The sequence below is a fragment of the Achromobacter sp. PD1 genome, assembly GCF_048541815.1.
GTDB classification, from domain to species: Bacteria; Pseudomonadota; Gammaproteobacteria; order Burkholderiales; family Burkholderiaceae_B; genus Achromobacter; species Achromobacter bronchisepticus_A.
Window position 1 is genome coordinate 6,516,828 of record NZ_CP183349.1, and the last position, 18,682, is coordinate 6,535,509.

The 18,682-nt window shown below is 65.5% G+C and carries 14 protein-coding genes; 10 read left to right on the top strand and 4 right to left on the bottom strand.

Annotation, left to right across the window (positions count from 1 at the left end):
• Positions 1-57 precede the first annotated feature (57 nt).
• The 6 genes from ACM1PE_RS30760 to ACM1PE_RS30785 are packed head-to-tail and all read left to right on the top strand — an operon-like array spanning position 58 to position 7,026.
• Positions 58-1,632, top strand: coding sequence for a cytochrome ubiquinol oxidase subunit I (locus ACM1PE_RS30760; RefSeq protein WP_059378281.1), 1,575 nt, complete (start codon positions 58-60; stop codon positions 1,630-1,632).
• Positions 1,633-1,645: 13 nt separating this feature from the next.
• Complete coding sequence (gene cydB, locus ACM1PE_RS30765; protein WP_059378278.1) at positions 1,646-2,800, top strand: cytochrome d ubiquinol oxidase subunit II; 1,155 nt, start codon at positions 1,646-1,648, stop codon at positions 2,798-2,800.
• Between the two features lie 16 nt (positions 2,801-2,816).
• Positions 2,817-2,942 (top strand): cytochrome bd-I oxidase subunit CydX, encoded by a 126-nt coding sequence (cydX, locus tag ACM1PE_RS30770; protein ID WP_043546919.1) that lies wholly within the window; start codon positions 2,817-2,819, stop codon positions 2,940-2,942.
• Positions 2,939-4,717: a thiol reductant ABC exporter subunit CydD gene (cydD, locus tag ACM1PE_RS30775; protein WP_419342062.1), complete on the top strand. Its 1,779-nt coding sequence runs from the start codon at positions 2,939-2,941 to the stop codon at positions 4,715-4,717. Before cydX ends, cydD begins: the two co-directional genes overlap by 4 nt.
• Positions 4,714-6,417, top strand: coding sequence for a thiol reductant ABC exporter subunit CydC (gene cydC, locus ACM1PE_RS30780; RefSeq protein WP_419342064.1), 1,704 nt, complete (start codon positions 4,714-4,716; stop codon positions 6,415-6,417). Before cydD ends, cydC begins: the two co-directional genes overlap by 4 nt.
• A 54-nt stretch (positions 6,418-6,471) precedes the next feature.
• Positions 6,472-7,026, top strand: coding sequence for an adenine phosphoribosyltransferase (locus ACM1PE_RS30785; RefSeq protein ID WP_054457754.1), 555 nt, complete (start codon positions 6,472-6,474; stop codon positions 7,024-7,026).
• An 18-nt stretch (positions 7,027-7,044) separates the two neighbouring features.
• On the opposite strand, the gene ACM1PE_RS30790 is transcribed toward ACM1PE_RS30785, so the two are convergent.
• The gene (locus ACM1PE_RS30790) at positions 7,045-7,935 is read right to left on the bottom strand and encodes a LysR family transcriptional regulator (RefSeq protein WP_059378273.1); all 891 of its coding nucleotides are present in this window, start codon (positions 7,933-7,935) and stop codon (positions 7,045-7,047) included.
• Positions 7,936-8,317: 382 nt separating this feature from the next.
• On the opposite strand from ACM1PE_RS30790, the gene ACM1PE_RS30795 reads away from it, so the two are divergent.
• Positions 8,318-8,701 carry a DUF4148 domain-containing protein gene (locus ACM1PE_RS30795; RefSeq protein WP_059378272.1) on the top strand — a complete coding sequence of 128 codons (384 nt, stop codon included), beginning with the start codon at positions 8,318-8,320 and terminating at the stop codon, positions 8,699-8,701.
• 434 nt (positions 8,702-9,135) lie between these two features.
• Entirely contained in the window at positions 9,136-10,248 is a 1,113-nt protein-coding gene (locus ACM1PE_RS30800; RefSeq protein ID WP_419342066.1) for a porin, read from the top strand.
• A gap of 172 nt (positions 10,249-10,420) precedes the next feature.
• On the opposite strand, the gene ilvA is transcribed toward ACM1PE_RS30800, so the two are convergent.
• Positions 10,421-11,929, bottom strand: a complete 1,509-nt coding sequence (gene ilvA, locus ACM1PE_RS30805; protein WP_054457791.1) for a threonine ammonia-lyase, biosynthetic — start codon at positions 11,927-11,929, stop codon at positions 10,421-10,423.
• Positions 11,930-12,002: 73 nt separating this feature from the next.
• On the opposite strand from ilvA, the gene ACM1PE_RS30810 reads away from it, so the two are divergent.
• Together ACM1PE_RS30810 and ACM1PE_RS30815 are read left to right on the top strand one after the other, a co-directional pair.
• Positions 12,003-12,539 carry a YqaA family protein gene (locus ACM1PE_RS30810; RefSeq protein ID WP_118933587.1) on the top strand — a complete coding sequence of 179 codons (537 nt, stop codon included), beginning with the start codon at positions 12,003-12,005 and terminating at the stop codon, positions 12,537-12,539.
• 133 nt (positions 12,540-12,672) lie between these two features.
• Positions 12,673-16,632, top strand: a complete 3,960-nt coding sequence (locus ACM1PE_RS30815) for a DUF3683 domain-containing protein (RefSeq protein WP_419342068.1) — start codon at positions 12,673-12,675, stop codon at positions 16,630-16,632.
• A 91-nt stretch (positions 16,633-16,723) separates the two neighbouring features.
• On the opposite strand, the gene ACM1PE_RS30820 is transcribed toward ACM1PE_RS30815, so the two are convergent.
• Both ACM1PE_RS30820 and ACM1PE_RS30825 read right to left on the bottom strand, forming a co-directional pair.
• On the bottom strand, positions 16,724-17,692 hold the full coding sequence (locus ACM1PE_RS30820; protein ID WP_118933586.1) for a Bug family tripartite tricarboxylate transporter substrate binding protein: 969 nt from the start codon (positions 17,690-17,692) through the stop codon (positions 16,724-16,726).
• Positions 17,693-17,821: 129 nt separating this feature from the next.
• Positions 17,822-18,541, bottom strand: a complete 720-nt coding sequence (locus ACM1PE_RS30825; protein WP_059378261.1) for a YggS family pyridoxal phosphate-dependent enzyme — start codon at positions 18,539-18,541, stop codon at positions 17,822-17,824.
• Positions 18,542-18,682 lie beyond the last annotated feature (141 nt).

The following is an 18,682-nucleotide window of genomic DNA, read 5'->3' on the forward strand; positions in this document are numbered from 1 at the left end:
GACGGCCTGGGAACCATGCCGGTTGCCGCGGCACCTCAACTGCTTGGGAGCGACCCAATGATTGATCTCGACGTCGTAAATCTGTCGCGATTCCAGTTCGCCGCGACCGCGCTCTACCACTTCCTCTTCGTCCCGCTCACGCTAGGCCTGTCGTTCATTCTGGCCATCATGGAAAGCGTGTACGTCATGACTGGCCGCGCCATCTGGAAGCGGATGACGATGTTCTGGGGCACCCTCTTCGGCATCAACTTCGCATTGGGCGTTGCCACAGGCGTCGTGATGGAGTTCCAGTTCGGCATGAACTGGTCCTATTACAGCCATTACGTAGGCGACATCTTCGGCGCGCCGCTGGCGCTCGAAGGGCTGATGGCCTTCTTCCTGGAAGCGACCTTCGTCGGCCTGTTCTTCTTCGGCTGGAACCGCATGTCCAAGGTCAGCCACTTGATCGTGACCTGGCTGGTGGCGTTCGGCACCAACTTCTCGGCGCTGTGGATCCTGATCGCCAACGGCTGGATGCAGAATCCGGTCGGTTCGATCTTCAATCCCGACACCATGCGCATGGAGATGACCGACTTCGCCGCGGTGATCTTCAACCCGGTGGCGCAGGCCAAGTTCGTGCACACGGTCAGCGCAGGCTACGTCGCGGGCGCGATGTTCGTCATGTCGATCAGCGCCTGGTACCTGCTGAAGGGCCGCCACATCGACCTGGCCAAGCGCTCGATGGCGGTCGCCGCCAGCTTCGGCCTGGCCTCGGCGTTGTCGGTCGTGGTGCTGGGGGACGAAAGCGGCTATCTCACCACCGAACACCAGAAGATGAAGATCGCGGCCATCGAGTCCATGTGGCACACCGAGCCGGCCCCTGCGTCCTTCAACCTGATCGCCATCCCCAACCAGGCCGAGCGCAAGAACGACTTCGCCATCGAGATCCCCTACGTCATGGGCATCATCGGCACGCGTTCGCTCACCACGCCGCTGCTGGGCATCGACGACCTGATACGTCGCGCCGAGAATCGCATTCGCGACGGCATGGTGGCGTATGAAGCCTTGCAGAAGATCCGCGCCAATCCCAAGGACGTGGATGCGCGCATGGTCTTTGACAAGACCTGGCCCGACCTGGGCTATGCGCTGCTGGTCAAGCGCTATCAACCCGACATGAGCAAGGTCACCGAAGACGACATCAAGAAGGCCGCCGTCGATACCGTGCCTAACGTGGCGCCGCTGTTCTGGGCGTTCCGCATCATGGTCGCGGTGGGCATGTATCTGATCCTGTTCTTCGGCGTGGCCTTCTGGCTGGCCTCGCGCGGGCGGCTGGACAGCCGGCGCGGCCTGCTCAAGGTGGCGTTGTGGAGCTTGCCGTTGCCCTGGGTGGCCATCGAAAGCGGCTGGTTCGTGGCCGAATACGGCCGCCAGCCCTGGGTGATCGAAGGCGTGCTGCCGACCTACTACGCGGCTTCCGGCCTGACCATCGTCGACCTGGCCATCAGCCTGACGATATTCCTGGTGCTGTACACGGTGTTGCTGATCATCGGCGTGAAGGTGATGCTGCACGCCGTGAGGAAGGGACCGAAATCCGATGGGCCGGCGCCCGGAGCTGCCGCCGCCGATCCTGTGCACGCTGCCGTGCGGGCCTGAAGGAGAGACAGCGATGGATACTCTTATTCCTTTCGACTACGGCACGCTGCGCGTGGTCTGGTGGGTGCTGCTGGGCGCATTGCTCATCGGCTTTGCCGTCATGGACGGCTTTGACCTGGGCGTGGCTGCGCTGCTGCCGGTGGTTGCCAAGACCGACGCCGAGCGCCGGGTGGTGATCAACGTGGTGGGACCGGTCTGGGAAGGCAACCAGGTCTGGCTCATCACCGCGGGCGGCGCCATTTTCGCGGCATGGCCCTTGCTGTACGCCGCGTCGTTCTCCGGGTTCTACCTGGCGATGATGCTGGTGCTGATCGCGCTGATCCTGCGGCCGGTCGGCTTCAAGTACCGCAGCAAGATGGAAGGCACCAGCTGGCGCAACCGCTGGGACGGCGTGCTCTGTTTCTCGGGCGTGGTGGCCTCGCTGGTGTTCGGCGTGGCCATGGGCAACATCATCCTGGGCGTGCCGTTCACGTTCGATCCGGTGACCCTGCGTCCGATCTACGAAGGCCACTTCTACCAGTTGTTCATGCCGTTCGCGCTGTTGGCCGGCGTGCTCAGCGTGGTGATGCTGGCCATGCATGGCGCCGTACTGCTGGCCTGGCGCACCGAAGATCCGATTTCGTCGCGTGCCCGCAACTGGGGCAGGCTGTGCGCCTTGCTGACCGCGGCGTTGTTCGCGGCGGGCGGATTCTGGGTGGCGGGCGGGTTGCCTGGCCATGTGATCACCAGCGCGGTGGACATGGCCGGCCCGTCGGATCCGATGCTCAAGACCGTGGCGGTGCAGAACGGCGCCTGGATGGCCAACTACGCGAAATGGCCGCTGATGTGGATCGCGCCTGCGCTGGGCGTGGGCGGCGCCGTCCTGGTGGCGCTGCTGCTGAGCGTGCGCGCCAACGTGCTGGCGTTTCTGGCCTCGTCGGTGTCGATCGCCGGCGTGATTCTGACGGTGGGCTTTTCGCTCTTCCCGTTCATCATGCCCTCGTCGACCAAGCCGCAGGCCGGCCTGACCATTTGGGACGGCTCGTCCAGCCACTTGACGCTGTGGATCATGGTGATCGCGGTCGCCATCTTCCTGCCCATCGTGACCGTCTACACCGCCTGGGTCTACCGCGTCATGCGCGGCAAGGTCACCCATGAATCGGTCGGCGACACGCCCAACTCATACTGATAAAGGAGCCTCCACCATGTGGTATTTCTCGTGGATACTCGGTCTGGGCCTGGCGTGCGCCTTCGCCATCCTCAATGCAATGTGGTTCGAGCTGCGCGAGGGTCATACCCATGATCCGCGCGCCAGCCGCGACGACGAGTGAGCGGCGGCGCTAGCAGCCTCGAGCACGATCCCTCGGCAACCCTGAACAAACCGCCGCGCGAACAGTCGCGGTGGTTGATGGCGCTCGCCAAGACGGCAAGGCTGCCGCTGATGCTGGCGGGCGCCGCGCCCCTGGTCAGCGGCGCCCTGCTGGTGGTGCAGGCCTGGCTGCTGGCCAGCGTGCTCGATGCGGCCATCGTCAGGCAGGCGCCCCGGCAGGAGCTGCTGGGCGACATCCTGGCCATCGCGGGACTCATGCTGGTGCGCGCCTGCATCACCTGGGCGGGCGAGCGCGCAGGCGCGGACGCGGCCGAGCGTATCAAGCGCCATGTGCGACTGTCGCTTTTCCGGCGTTTGGTGCAGAAGGGGCCGTACTGGAGCCGAGGGCAGGCGTCGGGAGAACTGGCGAGTGCGGTGGTGGATCAGGTCGAGGCCCTGGACGGGTTTTTCGCCAAGTACCTGCCCGCCATGGCGGCGGCCGCCATGCTGCCGGTTGCTTTCTCGGTGGTGCTGCTGCCGATGGACGTGATTGCCGGGCTGGTCCTGCTGATCACGGCGCCGCTGATTCCCTTGTTCATGGCCCTGGTGGGCTGGGGCGCCCAAGGCGCAAGCCGCCGCCACCTGCGCGCCTTTGCGCGCTTGTCGGGCTTCTTTGCCGATCGGCTGCGCGGTCTGTCCACCCTGAAACTCTATGGCCGCGCGGAGGCCGAAGCCGAGTCCGTCGTGGCGGCCAGCGACGCGTTGCGCCAACGCACGATGTCGGTGCTGCGCATCGCCTTTCTTTCATCGGCGGTGCTGGAGTTCTTTGCGGCGCTGGGCGTGGCCGGGGTGGCGGTCTATATCGGATTGACCTACCTGGGATTCCTGGACCTGCGCTGGTCGCCGCTGACCCTGCAGGCAGGGCTGTTCTGTTTGCTGATGGCGCCAGAGGTCTATGCGCCGTTGCGCCAGTTCGCGGCGCACTATCACGACCGTGCGGCGGCGCTCGCGGCAGTTTCGCAGATCTCCCTGCTGTTCGATGGCTTGCCGCAGGCCGGCGATGCTGCAACCGGTGGCGTGCCTGGCGCAGGCAAGGCCGCCGCAGATCCCGGACACGTTCGCGAACGCCGTGCTGCGGGCGCGGCCCTTGTCATTGCGGGCTTGAATCTGGACGCGCCCGGCCGCAGCCAGGCGGTGCTGACGGATGCCAGTCTGGCGCTGGCGCCGGGCGAGCATGCCGCGCTGATGGGCCCCAGCGGCATCGGCAAGTCCTCCCTGATCGAGGCGGTCGCACGCCTGCGTCCGTTCCAGGGCGCCATCAGCGTCGACGGCGTGCCCTTGCCCGATTGGGGCGAGGCGGCGCTGCGCCAGCGCGTGGCGTTGATCGGGCAGAAGCCGCAGTTGCTGACAGGTTCCATCGCCGACAACATCCGCCTGGGCCGTCCCGACGCTTCCGATGCCGAGGTGCAGGCCGCCGCGCGCCGCGCCTGCGTGCTGGAGTTCGCCGAGGCCTTGCCGCAAGGGCTGGCGACGCAACTGGGCGGCCGCGGGCACGGCCTGTCCGGGGGCCAGGCGCAGCGCGTCGCGCTGGCGCGTCTGTTCCTGCGCGATCCGGGCTTGATCCTGCTGGACGAACCCACGGCGCATCTGGACGAAGCCACGCAGGCGCGCGTGCTGGACGAGATCCTGGCTTTCTCCGCCGGCCGCACCTTGCTGCTGGCGACGCACGCGCCCGCGGTGGCGGCCCGGCTGGGTCGGACGTTGCGAGTGGTTGGCGGAAAAGTGGAAGACGCATGAAGAACCTGTTGTTGCTCCTGCCGCTGTATGCGCGCCGTAAAAGCGGGCTTTTGCTCGCATTGTTCTGCGCGCTGGCGACCGTGGCCGCCGGCGTGGGCCTGCTGGGCGTGTCGGGCTGGTTCCTGACCGGCGCGGCGCTGGCGGGGGCGGGCGGCGCGTTCAATCTTTTTGCGCCATCGGCGCTGGTGCGCGGCCTGTCGTTCCTCCGCATCGTGGCGCGTTACGCCGACCGCGTGGTGGGCCATTCCGCCACGCTGCGCCTGCTGGCTGACCTGCGCGCGAAAGTGTTCTCGGCGTTGATCCGCCTAACGCCGCGGCAATTGGCGCGCTATCGCGACGGCGATCTGGTTGCACGCATGACGGGCGACGTAGATGCGCTCGATACGGTTTTCCTGTTTGTGGTGGCGCCCTTGATCACCGCCATCCTGGCGGGTGCGGTGTTGACCGCGGTGTTGGGATCGTGGGTGCCTGCGGCCGCGCTGGCGCTGGCCCTGGCCTTGCTGGTCGCATGCGTGCTGGTGCCCTTGTGGCTGCTGCGCGCCGCGCGCAAGCCCGGCGCGGCGGCCCAGGAGAGCGCGGCGGGACTGCGCGCGGCGACGCTGGACGCGGTGGAAGGGCATGCCGACATGGTGGCCCTGCACGCGCAGGCGCAGACAGCCGCGCATTTCGAGCGTCTATGCGAAGCCAGCGCGCTCGCCCGCCGCGGCCAGGCGCGGGTGGCGGCGCGGGGACAGTTCTTCCTGCAGGCGGCCGCCGGCGCATCGGTGCTGGCTTTGCTCTGGTTCGGCCTGGACACGCTGGAGGGAGGGCGCATCGAAGGCCCCACGCTGGCCGGGTTGTTGCTGGCGGTCATCGGAATTTTCGAAGTGGCTGGCCCGATCATGCGGGGCGCATCGCGCATGGGCTCGGCCATTTCGGCGGCGGGACGCATCCGGGAAGTCACGCAAAGCGAGCCGGACATGCAGGATCCGGCAGCGCCCAGCGTCTTGCCCGACAGCGGCGTGCTGGAGCTGGACGGCGTGCGCTTTGCCTATTCCGCCCGAGGAACGTCCGCGAGTCCGCCCGTGCTCGACGGCGTCAGCCTGCGTGTGGCGCCCGGCGAGCGGATCGCCATCGTGGGGCCCAGCGGCGCGGGCAAGTCGACCCTGCTGCACCTGCTCCTGCGACTGGAGGATCCGCAGGCGGGGCAGGTGCGTTTCGGTGGCTGCGATGCGCGCGCCTGTACACAGGCGGATTGGCACCGGCGCATCGCGCTGCTGTCGCAGGATGCTCCGGTATTCCTGGGAACCCTGCGCACCAACCTGCTGATCGGCGATTCCAAGGCGGACGACGCCGCCCTGTGGCGCGCGCTGGACGCCGCGAGGCTGGGCGACTTCGTGCGCGGCCTGCCGGATGGCCTGGACACCTGGGCGGGGGAGACGGGTTCGCAGCTGTCGGCCGGGCAGGCGCGTCGCTTGTGCCTGGCGCGTGCGCTGTTGTCGCCGGCCGCGGTCATTGTGCTGGACGAGCCGACGGCTGGTCTGGACGCCGAGGCCGAAGCGGCATTCTTCAGCGATCTGGCGGGCGCCGTGCAGGGACGCGCCGTGGTGCTGGCCACCCACGCGGCGTTGCCCGCAGGGGCGGTCGATCGCCGCTACGCGCTGCAGGACGGCCGGCTACTGCAATGTGAATTGTCATCGGGGGCGGCAACCCTGGCTTAAGCGCGGTTGCGAGGTTATAGTTCGCCTTGCTTCAATTCTTCAGGGCCGTCTTCCATGCAGACCGACAACGCCGAGTACATCCGGCGCACCATCCGCAGCGTTCCAGACTGGCCCCAACCCGGTGTCATTTTTCGCGACATCACGCCCGTGCTGCAGGACCCGCGCGCGTTCCGGGTGCTTATTGATCTCTTCGTCTATCGCTACATGCGCCAGCGCCTGGACCTGGTGGCTGGCGTGGATGCGCGCGGCTTCATCGTGGGCAGCGTGCTGGCCTACGAACTCAATCTGGGCTTCGTGCCGGTGCGCAAGAAGGGCAAGCTGCCGTTCCGCACCGTGGCCGAGGAGTACTCGCTGGAGTATGGCAACGCGTCGGTCGAAATGCACACGGACTCCGTGCGCACCGGCCAGCGCGTCCTGCTGGTGGACGACCTGATTGCCACCGGCGGCACCATGCTGGCCGCCATCAAGCTGCTGCAGCGCCTTGGCGCCAATGTGGTCGAGGCGGCCGCCATCATCGACCTGCCCGACCTGGGCGGCTCCGCCAAGGTTGCCGCCACCGGCACGCCGCTCTACACCGTCTGTCAGTACAGCGCCGATACGCCTGCGTAACCCATCAACAATCGCCGCTCAAACGTCCGACAACCTCGGTTGGATGAAGTCCAGGAAGGCCTTGGTCTTTGCCGGCAGCATGCGCGAAGGCAGCAGCGCGAAGAGCGGCAGAGGCGTCAGGCTCCATTCCGGCAGCACCCGCACCAGGCCCGCTTGCTTGATGGCGCGTTCCATCGCGTCAAAGACCAGCAGCGGCGTGATGCCCAGGCCTTGTCCCGCCAGCCGTCCGAGCATGCCGACGTTGTTGGCCGACAGGCGGCCCGACACCTGCACGCGTTCCACCTTGTCGCCCGAATGCAGCATCCAGAAGGATGACTCCTCGCGCATGGTGGGGCGCAGGCATTCGTGATGGCTGAGATCCGCGGGCACCCGCGGCTCGCCGTGGCGGGCCAGGTACTCGGGCGAGGCATATAGCTGATGGGCCATCAGCACGATCTTGCGCGAGATCAGGCTGGAGTCCGGCTGCTGGCCAAAGCGCAGGATCAGGTCGAACGGATTGCTGATGGGATCGATCGGACGCATGCTCAGATCGAAGTCGCATTCGATATCCGGATGCTGCTCACGGAATTCGCTGATGACGGCGGGCAGGAACAGTTGCGCCAGGCTGGTAGGCAGCGAGATGCGCAGGCGTCCCTTGGGCTGCACCGCCATGTCCAGCAACTGATCGTGAGCAATGCGCGCTTCTTCCACGATATGGCGGCAGCGTTCGAAATAGATGGCGCCGGCCTCGGTCAGGTCGATCTTGCGCGTACTGCGGTTGAGCAGCCGCATGCCGATGCTGCGCTCCAGTTCACTGACGCGGCGCGAGAGCGTGGAGGTCGGAATATTCAAGGCTTCGGCCGCGTGGCTGAAGTTCTTGCGCTTGGCGACTTCGACAAACAGAGCGATGTCGTTAAGCTGGATATCCATGGGGGCCCTCGAGATTCAATTCCATTGCTGGTGGATTTGTATGATAAATGGAATCATTGTCCCGCCAGTAGAAATGTCTATTTCCCCACGCTGAACGGCGTATCCACCCGATCAGCTGCACATCTTCCCTTACCTAGCTTGCTTGCGGCTGAATGCCGGCAAGGCCTGCCGGTGCTGGATGGCACTCGGAAGTGTGCAGAAAATGCGCAGATTCTGGCGATGACATCCCGTAATTGTCCCATCTGTGCAAATATGTTCCCCAAAATAAGGGTTTTTACTAGGCCGCAATCGCCAGATACTTCGTCCCAGCAATCAAATTGTCATATCGCACCTGCCAGCCTGGCAGAAGACGATGTGCAAGGTTTAGGATGGAGTCGTCTCAATGAAAGCCCTAGCTACCGCACTCATGGTTACCGCAACGTTGGTGGGTATGTCCGCCGCTCACGCCGATGGCAAGACGCGTGAACAGGTCCAGCAGGAACTGCAAGCCGCCAAGGCCGCCGGCCAGGTCACGTTTGGTGAACTGGACTATCCGCCTGCCGCCGTCGAGCGCACCAGCCTGTCGCGCGAGCAAGTCCAGCAGGAACTGCAAAGCGCCAAGGCTGCTGGCCAGGTGACCTCTGCTGAACTGGACTACCCGCCCAAGGCCGCGGTGTCGCAAACCGCCGGCAAGAGCCGCGAACAAGTGCGTCAGGAATTGGCTGAAGCCAAGGCCCGCGGCGAGTACACGTTCGGTGAACTGGACTACCCGCCCCAAGGCCGGTAAGCCGTCCAGCTGGCAAGAAAAGAGCCCCTTCGAAGTGTCGAGGGGCTTTTTTTATATGTAGCGGATGGTCCGCCATCCGCCGATAGTGTGGCGTTTGCACATCAGAATTGTCCGGGCCAATCAACAACTCTTGTTGGTCTGTCGGGCCCGGCAGGAGAATATCCGAGGCCCGTCTGGTGTTTTGCGAGCCTTAATTCGCATTTGATATCAATGCGTTAACGCAGGTTTCCAAAGAGGGTGGTTAGTAAGAAGGCCGTCATTATCCCAACCATGGAAAGTAGTTCTTCGAAATCCGGGTTACTTCGAATGGGCGCAGGCTGGACACTGGCTTCAGTGCATGCGCCGCTAACTTGTTCGCAGCGGCACGCAGACTCCCAGCTCTGTGCGCGGTGGGTTTGCGGTTTGCCTTTCATCTCGCCATTTTGGGGACTTATATGAAGAAGACGCTATTGGCTGTCGCGCTGCTGGCTGGTTTCGCCAGCGCTGCGCAAGCCGCAGACTCCGTGACGCTGTACGGCTTGATCGATGCCGGTGTCGGCTACGAGAAGGTCAAGTTCGGCGGTAATTCGCAAAGCCGTTTCGGCGGAGTTCAAGGCGTGAGCAGCGGCTCGCGCTTCGGCCTGCGCGGCACCGAAGATCTGGGCGACGGCCTGCGCGCCGTGTTTACCCTGGAAGGCGGCTTCGGCCCCATGAACGGCAAGTCGCTGCAGAACGGCCGCCTGTTCGGCCGTCAGGCCACCGTGGGCCTGGACAGCGATTCCTGGGGCCGCCTCGAATTCGGCCGCCAGACCAACCTGGCTTCCAAGTACTTCGGCTCGATCGACCCGTTCTCGATCAGCTACAACACCGCCAACATGGGTACCACGTTCGGCAGTGCCAACACGATGCGCCTGGACAACATGGTCCTGTACCAGACCCCCAGCATGGGCGGCTTCAAGCTGGGCGTGGGTTACTCGTTCAGCGCCGATGACACGGTCAGCGACACCTCGCAGACCGGTTTCGCAACCGGCAACAACAACCGCGTGCTGACGGCGGGCGTGCAGTACGTCAACGGCCCGCTGAACCTGGCTGCGGCGTACGACCGTTTCAACCCGTCCAACGGCCAGACCGGCGGCAAGTCCGAAGCGCGCATCCAGGAATACATCCTGGGCGGTTCGTATGACTTCGAAGTCGTGAAGGTCGCGGCTGCGTTCGGCCAGACCCGCGACGGTTGGTTCGTCGGCCAGAACATGGGCACCACGCCCGACGGCATGCAGAACCTGGGCTCGTTCAAGCTGGCTGACGGCTTCCGCGCCAATTCGTACATGATCGGCGCCACCGTGCCGCTGGGCCGCCACGCTGTCTTCGGTTCGTGGCAGCGCGCCACCGCCAGCAACGACAAGCTGACGGGCGACGATGCAACGTTCAACGTCTACAGCCTGGGCTACACCTACGACTTCACCAAGCGCACCAACCTGTACGCGTACGCCTCCTACGGCGACAACTACGCGTTCCAGCACGATGCGACCGACACGGCAGTCGCCGTGGGCGTGCGTCACCGTTTCTAAGCGCTAGGACGTCCGGCAAGACCTTGCTGAATGCGCGGCCCATCTCCGTGGGCCGCCGAGTGACAGCGAACCCCCCCTACTGGTTGCCGCCGGACGTTTCTAGAGCAGGGAAGGGAAGGGCCTCCGTATGGAGGCCCTCTCGTTTTTGTGCGCCGGTGTGAAGGTCGCGGCCCTACAGGAATAGCTTGTAGGCCGGATTGTCGGTTTCGTTCCAGTGGGGATAGCCCAGTTCGGCGACGAAGCTGCGGAACTGCTTCTTGTCGGCGGGCGGCACCTGGATGCCGATCAGGATGCGGCCATAATCCGCGCCCTGGTTGCGGTAATGGAACAGGCTGATGTTCCAGTCCGGATTCATGGCGTTCAAAAAGCGCATCAGCGCGCCCGGACGTTCCGGGAATTCAAAGCGGTACAGCAGTTCGTTGCGCGCCAGCGCCGAGCGCCCGCCCACCATGTGGCGCAGGTGGGTCTTGGCCATTTCGTCGTGGGTCAGGTCCAGCGTGTCAAAGCCGTGGCGGCGGAAGTTCGCGGCGATCTTGTCGGGCTCGGATGCCGAGGACACCTGGATGCCGACGAAGACGTGGGCGCGGTCCGCGTCGGAGATGCGGTAGTTGAACTCGGTCACGCTGCGCTCGCCCACCAATTCACAGAAGCGGCGGAAGCTGCCGCGCTGCTCCGGCATGGTGACGGCGAACACGGCTTCGCGCATTTCGCCGACTTCGGCGCGTTCGGACACGAAGCGCAGGCGGTCGAAATTCATGTTGGCGCCGCAGGCGATCGCCACCAGCGTCTTTCCCTTCAGGTTGTGTTCGGCCGCGTATTGCTTGGCGCCGGCCACGGCCATCGCGCCGGCCGGCTCCAGCACGCTGCGGGTGTCCTGGAACACGTCCTTGATGGCTGCGCAGATCGCATCGGTGTTGACCACCACGAAATCATCCACATACTGGCGCGTGAGCTTGAAGGTCTCCGCGCCGACCATCTTGACCGCCGTGCCGTCGGAGAACAGCCCCACGTCGTTCAATTGCACCCGGCGGCCCGCGCGCACGCTGCGCAGCATGGCGTCCGAGTCTTCCGTCTGCACGCCGATGATCTTGATCTCCGGGCGCAGCTGCTTGATGTAGGCGGCCACGCCCGCGATCAGCCCGCCGCCGCCGATGGCCACGAAGATGGCGTCGATCGGGCCGGGATGCTGGCGCAGGATCTCCATGCCCACGGTGCCCTGGCCGGCGATCACGTCGGGATCGTCGAAGGGGTGGACGAAGGTCAGCTTCTCTTTCTTTTCCAGGATCTGCGCGTGCGCGTAGGCGTCGGAAAAGCTCTCGCCTGCCAGCACGACTTCGCCGCCCAGGCGGCGCACCGCGTCGATCTTGACCTGCGGGCTGGTGGTGGGCATGACGATGACGGCGCGGCAGCCCAGCCGGCTGGCCGCCAGCGCCACGCCCTGGGCGTGGTTGCCTGCCGAGGCCGCGATGACGCCGCGGTTGCGCGCGGCCGGGCTCAGGTTGGCCATCTTGTTGTAGGCCCCGCGCAGCTTGAAGCTGAACACCGCTTGGGTATCTTCGCGCTTGAGCAGCACCGTGTTCGAGATCCGCTGCGACAGCAGCGGTGCCGTCTCCAGCGGCGATTCGACCGCAACGTCGTAAACCTTGGAGGTCAGGATGCGTTTCAGATAATCAGTGGACATGGACAGCAGGCGGGGCAAGAAGTAGGGAGGTGGGGCAGATTATGCACCCGCGCGCGGCTACACTCGGCGCACTATGGAAGAAAGTCTGCTATCCGCTGTGCATTGGATGCTGGGGGTGCTGTCGCTGCCCTCGGTCGGCCTGTCCGCCATCTTCACGGTTTCGCTGGTGTCCGCGACCCTGCTGCCCTTGGGTTCGGAACCCGCTGTATTCGGCTACATCAAGCTGGCACCGGACATGTTCTGGCCGGCCATCCTGGTAGCGACCCTGGGCAATACGGTGGGCGGCGCCATCAGCTACGCCATGGGCCTGGGCGCCGAGCGCGCCGTGCAGCGCTGGAAGGAACACCACCCCCATCCGCATCCCGATGCGACCGAAGGCGGACGCATGCGCGGACGCTGGAACGAGCGTGCCCACGACTGGATCCATCGCATGGGACCGCCGGCGCTGCTGCTGTCCTGGCTGCCCGCCGTGGGCGATCCGCTATGCGCCGTGGCGGGGTGGCTGCGGCTGTCGTTCTGGCCCTGCGTGCTCTACATGGCCATCGGCAAATTCCTGCGCTATCTGGTCATGACGGCCGGACTGCTGTGGTTTTTTCCCGGGCAGGTCTAGCGCCAGGATTGCACTTAATTGGGGACGCACCATCCCTATCATTTCCGAGTTTCGAGCGCTTCCCTAGGGGTATTAGGGGCCAGACTCGGCCTATGGCATAAAATAATTTTTTAAGGGCCCCCTTCTTGCAGCCATGAACGCCCCACTCGCTAGCCACATCTTGAACGGGGCGATGCCGCCCACAGCACCCGCGCGCTTGCGCGAAATCCCGTACAACTACACGTCGTTTTCCGACCGCGAGATCGTCGGCCGCTTGCTGGGCGACGACGCCTGGAGCCTGCTGAGCGACCTGCGCGGCGAACGCCGCACCGGCCGTTCCGCGCGCATGCTGTACGAGGTCCTGGGCGACATCTGGGTGGTGCGCCGCAACCCCTATCTGCAGGACGACCTGCTCGACAATCCCAAGCGCCGCAAGCAGCTCATCGAAGCCCTGCATCACCGCCTGGGCGAAATCGACCGCCGCCGCGAACCGGACGTGCCCGCCGAGGCCGGCCACGATCCGCACCGCGACGAGAAGGTCGTCGGACTGCTGGCGCGGGCGCGCTCCGCCATCGCCGCGTTCGAGGGCGAGTTCGATCAGACCGCCATGATGCGCAAACAGGCGCAGAAGGTGCTGGGCCGCATCACCGCGCGCGACAACATCAAGTTCGACGGCCTGTCGCGCGTCTCGCACGTGACCGACGCCACCGACTGGCGCGTGGAATATCCCTTCGTGGTGCTGACGCCGGACACGGAAGACGAGATCGCCGCCCTGGTCACCGCCTGTATTGAACTCGGGCTGACCATCATCCCGCGAGGCGGCGGCACCGGCTATACCGGCGGCGCCATTCCGCTGACCTGGAAGTCGGCGGTGATCAACACCGAGAAATTCGACAAGCTCGGCAAGGTCGAGTCCTGTCTGCTGCCCGGGCTGACCGAGCCCGTGGCGGTCATCCATGCCGGCGCCGGCGTCGTGACCAAGCGCGTTTCCGAGGCCGCCGAGGCGGCGGGCTTCGTGTTCGCCGTCGACCCGACCTCGGCCGAGGCCTCCTGTGTCGGCGGCAACATCGCCATGAACGCGGGCGGCAAGAAGGCCGTGCTGTGGGGCACCGCGCTGGACAACCTGGCCTGGTGGCGCATGGTTGACCCGAACGGCAACTGGCTGGAAGTCAGCCGTCTGGACCACAACATGGGCAAGATCCATGACGTGGACGTGGCGCGCTTCGAACTCAAGTGGTTCGACGGCCGCGGCAAGCCGGGCGAACGCCTGCTGAAGACCGAAACCCTGGAAATCCAGGGCCGCGTGTTCCGCAAGGAAGGCCTGGGCAAGGACGTTACCGACAAGTTCCTGGCCGGCCTGCCCGGCATCCAGAAGGAAGGCTGCGACGGCCTGATCACGTCGGCGCGCTGGGTGCTGCACCGCATGCCGCGCTACACGCGCACAGTCTGTATGGAGTTCTTCGGCCAGGCGCGCGACGCGATCCCGTCGATCGTCGAGGTCAAGGGCTACCTGGACGGCGAAGGCCGCGCCCGCGGCGCCATCCTGGCCGGTCTCGAGCATCTGGACGAACGCTATCTGCGCGCGGTGGGCTACGCCACCAAGAGCAAGCGCGGCGTGCTGCCCAAGATGGTCCTGATCGGCGACATCGTCGGCGACGACGAAGACGCCGTGGCCGCGGCTTCCAGCGAAGTCGTGCGCCTGGCCAACACGCGCCATGGCGAAGGCTTCGTGGCCGTCAGCCCCGAGGCGCGCAAGAAGTTCTGGCTGGACCGTTCGCGCACCGCCGCCATCGCTCGCCACACCAACGCCTTCAAGATCAACGAAGACGTGGTGATCCCGCTGCCCCGCATGGGCGAGTACACGGATCACATCGAGCGCATCAACATCGAACTCTCGACCAGCAACAAGCTCAAGCTGCTGGGCGAGCTGGACGCCTATCTGTGCACGCCGTTGCCGGTCGGCAAGATCGACGACACGGACGTCGAGACCACCCGCGCCGAAATGCTGGCCGAGCGCACCCGACAGGCGCTGGAACTGCTGGCCGCCGTCAGGCAGCGCTGGCAGTGGTTGCTGGACAACCTCGACCTGCCGCTTCTGCAGGCGCTGCCCGAGCTGCATGGCCTGGGCCTGGGCGAGCTGCAGCCCGTGCTGTCGGACCGCCTCGCGGCGCAGCCCGGCGCGCGCGTCTTCGACGTGGTGCAGGATCGCACCATCCGCCTGTCCTGGAAGACGGAAGTGCTGGCGGGCCTGCAGCGCACTTTTTCGGGCGCGGCCTACAAGAAGATCGTCGACGAGATGATCGCCATCCATGGCCGCGTGTTGAAGAGCCGCGTCTTCGTGGCGCTGCACATGCACGCCGGCGACGGCAACGTGCATACCAACATCCCGGTCAACTCGGACGACTACGGCATGCTGCAGGAGGCCCACCAGGCCGTCGAACGCATCATGCAGATCGCCCGCGACCTGGACGGCGTGATTTCCGGCGAGCACGGCATCGGCCTGACCAAGTATGAATTCCTGACCGAGGCCGAACTGGCGCCGTTCCAGGACTACAAGCGCCGCGTCGATCCCAACGGCCACTTCAATGCCGGCAAGCTGATGCCGGGCGCGGACCTGCGCCACGCCTGGACGCCCAGCTTCAACCTGATGGGCCACGAGTCGCTGATCATGCAGCAAAGCGACATCGGCGCCATCTCCGAATCCATCAAGGACTGCCTGCGCTGCGGCAAGTGCAAACCGGTGTGCGCGACCCACGTGCCGCGCGCCAACCTGCTGTATTCGCCGCGCAACAAGATCCTGGCCACCTCGCTGCTGGTGGAAGCCTTCCTGTACGAAGAGCAGACCCGCCGCGGCGTCAGCCTCAAGCACTGGGAAGAGTTCGAGGACGTGGCCGACCATTGCACGGTCTGCCACAAGTGCTACAACCCCTGTCCGGTCGACATCGATTTCGGCGACGTGTCCATGAACATGCGCGCCGTGCTGCGCCGCATGGGCCGCAAGTCGTTCAATCCGGGCACGGCCAGCGCCATGTTCTTCCTGAACGCCAAGGATCCGGCCACCATCAACGCCACCCGCAAGGCAATGGTGGGCGTGGGCTACAAGGTCCAGCGCGCCGCGCACGACCTGCTGTCGGGCCTGGTGAAGAAGCAGACCGCCGCGCCTCCGGCGACGGTGGGCAAGCCGCCGCTGCGCGAGCAGGTGGTGCATTTCGTGAACAAGAAGATGCCTGGCGGGCTGCCCAAGCAGGCGGCGCGCAAGCTGCTGGACATCGAAGACGCGAACTACGTGCCGATCATCCGCGATCCCAAGGCCACCACGGCCGACACGGAAGCGGTGTTCTACTTCCCGGGCTGCGGCTCGGAGCGCCTGTTCTCCCAGGTGGGCCTGGCCACGCAAGCCATGCTGTGGCACGCGGGCGTGCAGACCGTGCTGCCGCCGGGCTACCTGTGTTGCGGCTATCCCCAGCGCGGCAACGGCATGACGGACAAGGCCGAGCAGATCATCACCGACAACCGGGTGCTGTTCCATCGCGTCGCCAACACGCTGAACTACCTGGATATCAAGACGGTGGTGGTCAGCTGCGGCACCTGCTACGACCAGTTGGCGGGCTACGAGTTCGACAAGATCTTCCCGGGTTGCCGCCTGATCGACATCCACGAATACCTGCTGGAAAAGGGCATCAAGCTGGAAGGGGCCAAGGGCGTGCGCTACATGTACCACGACCCCTGCCACACGCCCATGAAGCTGCAGGAACCCATGAAGACCGTGCGCGCCCTGGTCGGCGACGACGCCGTCAAGAGCGACCGCTGCTGCGGCGAATCGGGCACGCTGGCCGTCAGCCGCCCCGACATCTCCACGCAGGTGCGCTTTCGCAAGCAGGAAGAGCTGCTCAAGGGCGATGCCGCCTTGCGCAGCGACGGCTTCACCGGCGACGTGAAGGTGCTGACTTCCTGCCCGTCGTGCCTGCAGGGCCTGTCGCGCTATGAAGGCGACACCGGCATGGACGCGGACTACATCGTGGTCGAGATGGCGCGTCACATCCTGGGCGAAGGCTGGATGGAAGAGTACGTGCGCCGCGCCAATGCGGGCGGCATCGAGCGGGTGCTGGTTTAGGCCGGCAGTCCACGCAAGAAGCGCACAAGAAAAAACCGCGACCATTGCTGGTCGCGGTTTTCTTTTCAACTGTGGCAGCGAGCTGTGAGGATTACTCCAGCTTGATGCCGGCCTTCTTGATCACGTCCGCCCAGGCGCTGCGTTCTTGTTCGGCGTAGGCCTTGAAGTCTTGCGAGGACATTGGCATCGGAATGACGCCCATGTCCAGGATCTTCTGCGATACGGCGGGCGACTTCAGCGTGGCTTCCAGGTCGGCGGCCAGCTTCTTGACGACGGGCTCCGGCAGGCCGGCCGGGCCGACCAGGCCTTGCCAGGCATAGGCGGTGAAGTTGGGCACGCCTTGCTCGGCCATGGTGGGCACGTCCGGCAGCGCGGCGACGCGTTCCGGAGTGGCCGCGGCCAACACGCGCAGCTTGCCGGCCTTGACGTTGGGCAGGCCCGAGGCCAGATCGATGAACATCAGGTCCACCTGTCCGCCCAGCAGATCCTGGACGGCGGGCGCCGCGCCCTTGTAGGGCACGTGCAGCACGTTGGCGTTGGTGCGCTGCTTGAAGAGTTCCAGCGCCAGGTGATGCGGCGAGCCCGCGCCGGCGGATGCCGCCGACAGCTTGCCCGGCTCTTTCTTGGCGGCCTGGATCACGTCGTCCACGGTCTTGAACGGCGAATTGACATTCACGGCCAGCAGCAGCGGGAACTTGGCGATGCCGCCGATGTAGGTGAACTTGGACGGATCGTAGGACAGCTTGGCGTACAGCGACGGGTTGAACGCCAGCGTGCCCGAGTCGGCCGTGCCGACCATGTAGCCGTTGGCCTCGGCCTGGGCGATGGCGGTAGCGCCGATGATGGTGGCGGCGCCGGGGCGGTTCTCGACCACGATGGTCTGGCCCAACGGCTTTTCCAGGCCGCTTGCCACCGTGCGCGCCACGACGTCGGTGCCGCCGCCGGCCGGGTAGGGCACGATCCAGCGGACCGGCTGGGTGGGCCAGGATTGGGCGGAGGCCGCGCCGGCGGCCAGGGACAGGGCGGCCAGCGCCAACAGGCGCTTCGCGTGCTTATGCATGGGGTGTCTCCAAGTGCGGAATTAAGTATGGGCCGCCGCCGCAGGGTGTGCGGGGGGCCTGTTATGCGCCGTTATTATGCCTTGCGTCCCCGGCAATCGGCAGATGTTTTGTGCCCTGTTTTCAGCGGCTTATTGCGGATCGGGGTAGCTGCGGGCGCCGAAGATCGCCGAGCCGATACGCACCTCGGTCGAGCCTTCCTCGATCGCCAGTTCGAAGTCTCCGCTCATGCCCATCGAGAGCCGGTCCAGCGATACGCCGGGCAGGTTTTCCTGGCGCAGGCGGTCGCGCAATTCGCGCAGGGTACGGAAGCAGGCGCGCACTTCGGCGGGATCCGGCGAATTCACGGCCAGCGTCATCAGGCCTTGCACGCGCAGCGTCGGAAAGTCAGCGGCGATGCGGCGCAGGAAGGCCGCCACGTCGGCGGGATCCATGCCGTACTTGGTGGGCTCGGACGACGTCTTGACCTGCACCAGCACGTCCAGGGTCCGGCCTTCGTTGGCCAGGCGGCGGTGCAGGGCTTCGGCCAGCTCCACCCGGTCCAGCGACTGGACTTCGGCCGCGTCGCGCGCGGCGTCGCGGGCCTTGTTGGTCTGCAGGTGGCCGATCAGCACCCATTGCAGGCCCAGGCCGTCCAGGGCCGCGGCTTTCTGGCGGATTTCCTGCGTCTTGTTTTCGCCGTAGCGGGTCAGCCCCAGCGCCATGCCCTCGCGGATGGCGTCCACGCCGAAGGTCTTGCTGACGGGCAGCAGCGTCACGCTGTCCGGGCTACGGCCGGCGCGCGTGCAGGCGTCGGCGATGCGTTGCTGGATCTGGGCAAGGCGCCCGGCCATGGTGTCTACGGCGGTCATTCAGCTCTCTGGTAGGAACGGGATGTCCCATAGTGTAGGACTGCGCCGGATCGTTTCGCCACAACGCCCGCCGGCGTCGTTGACCCTGTCTGATTGGCAGGCTTAGAATTTGAAGATATTTGTTTATATTTCAATGTTCTA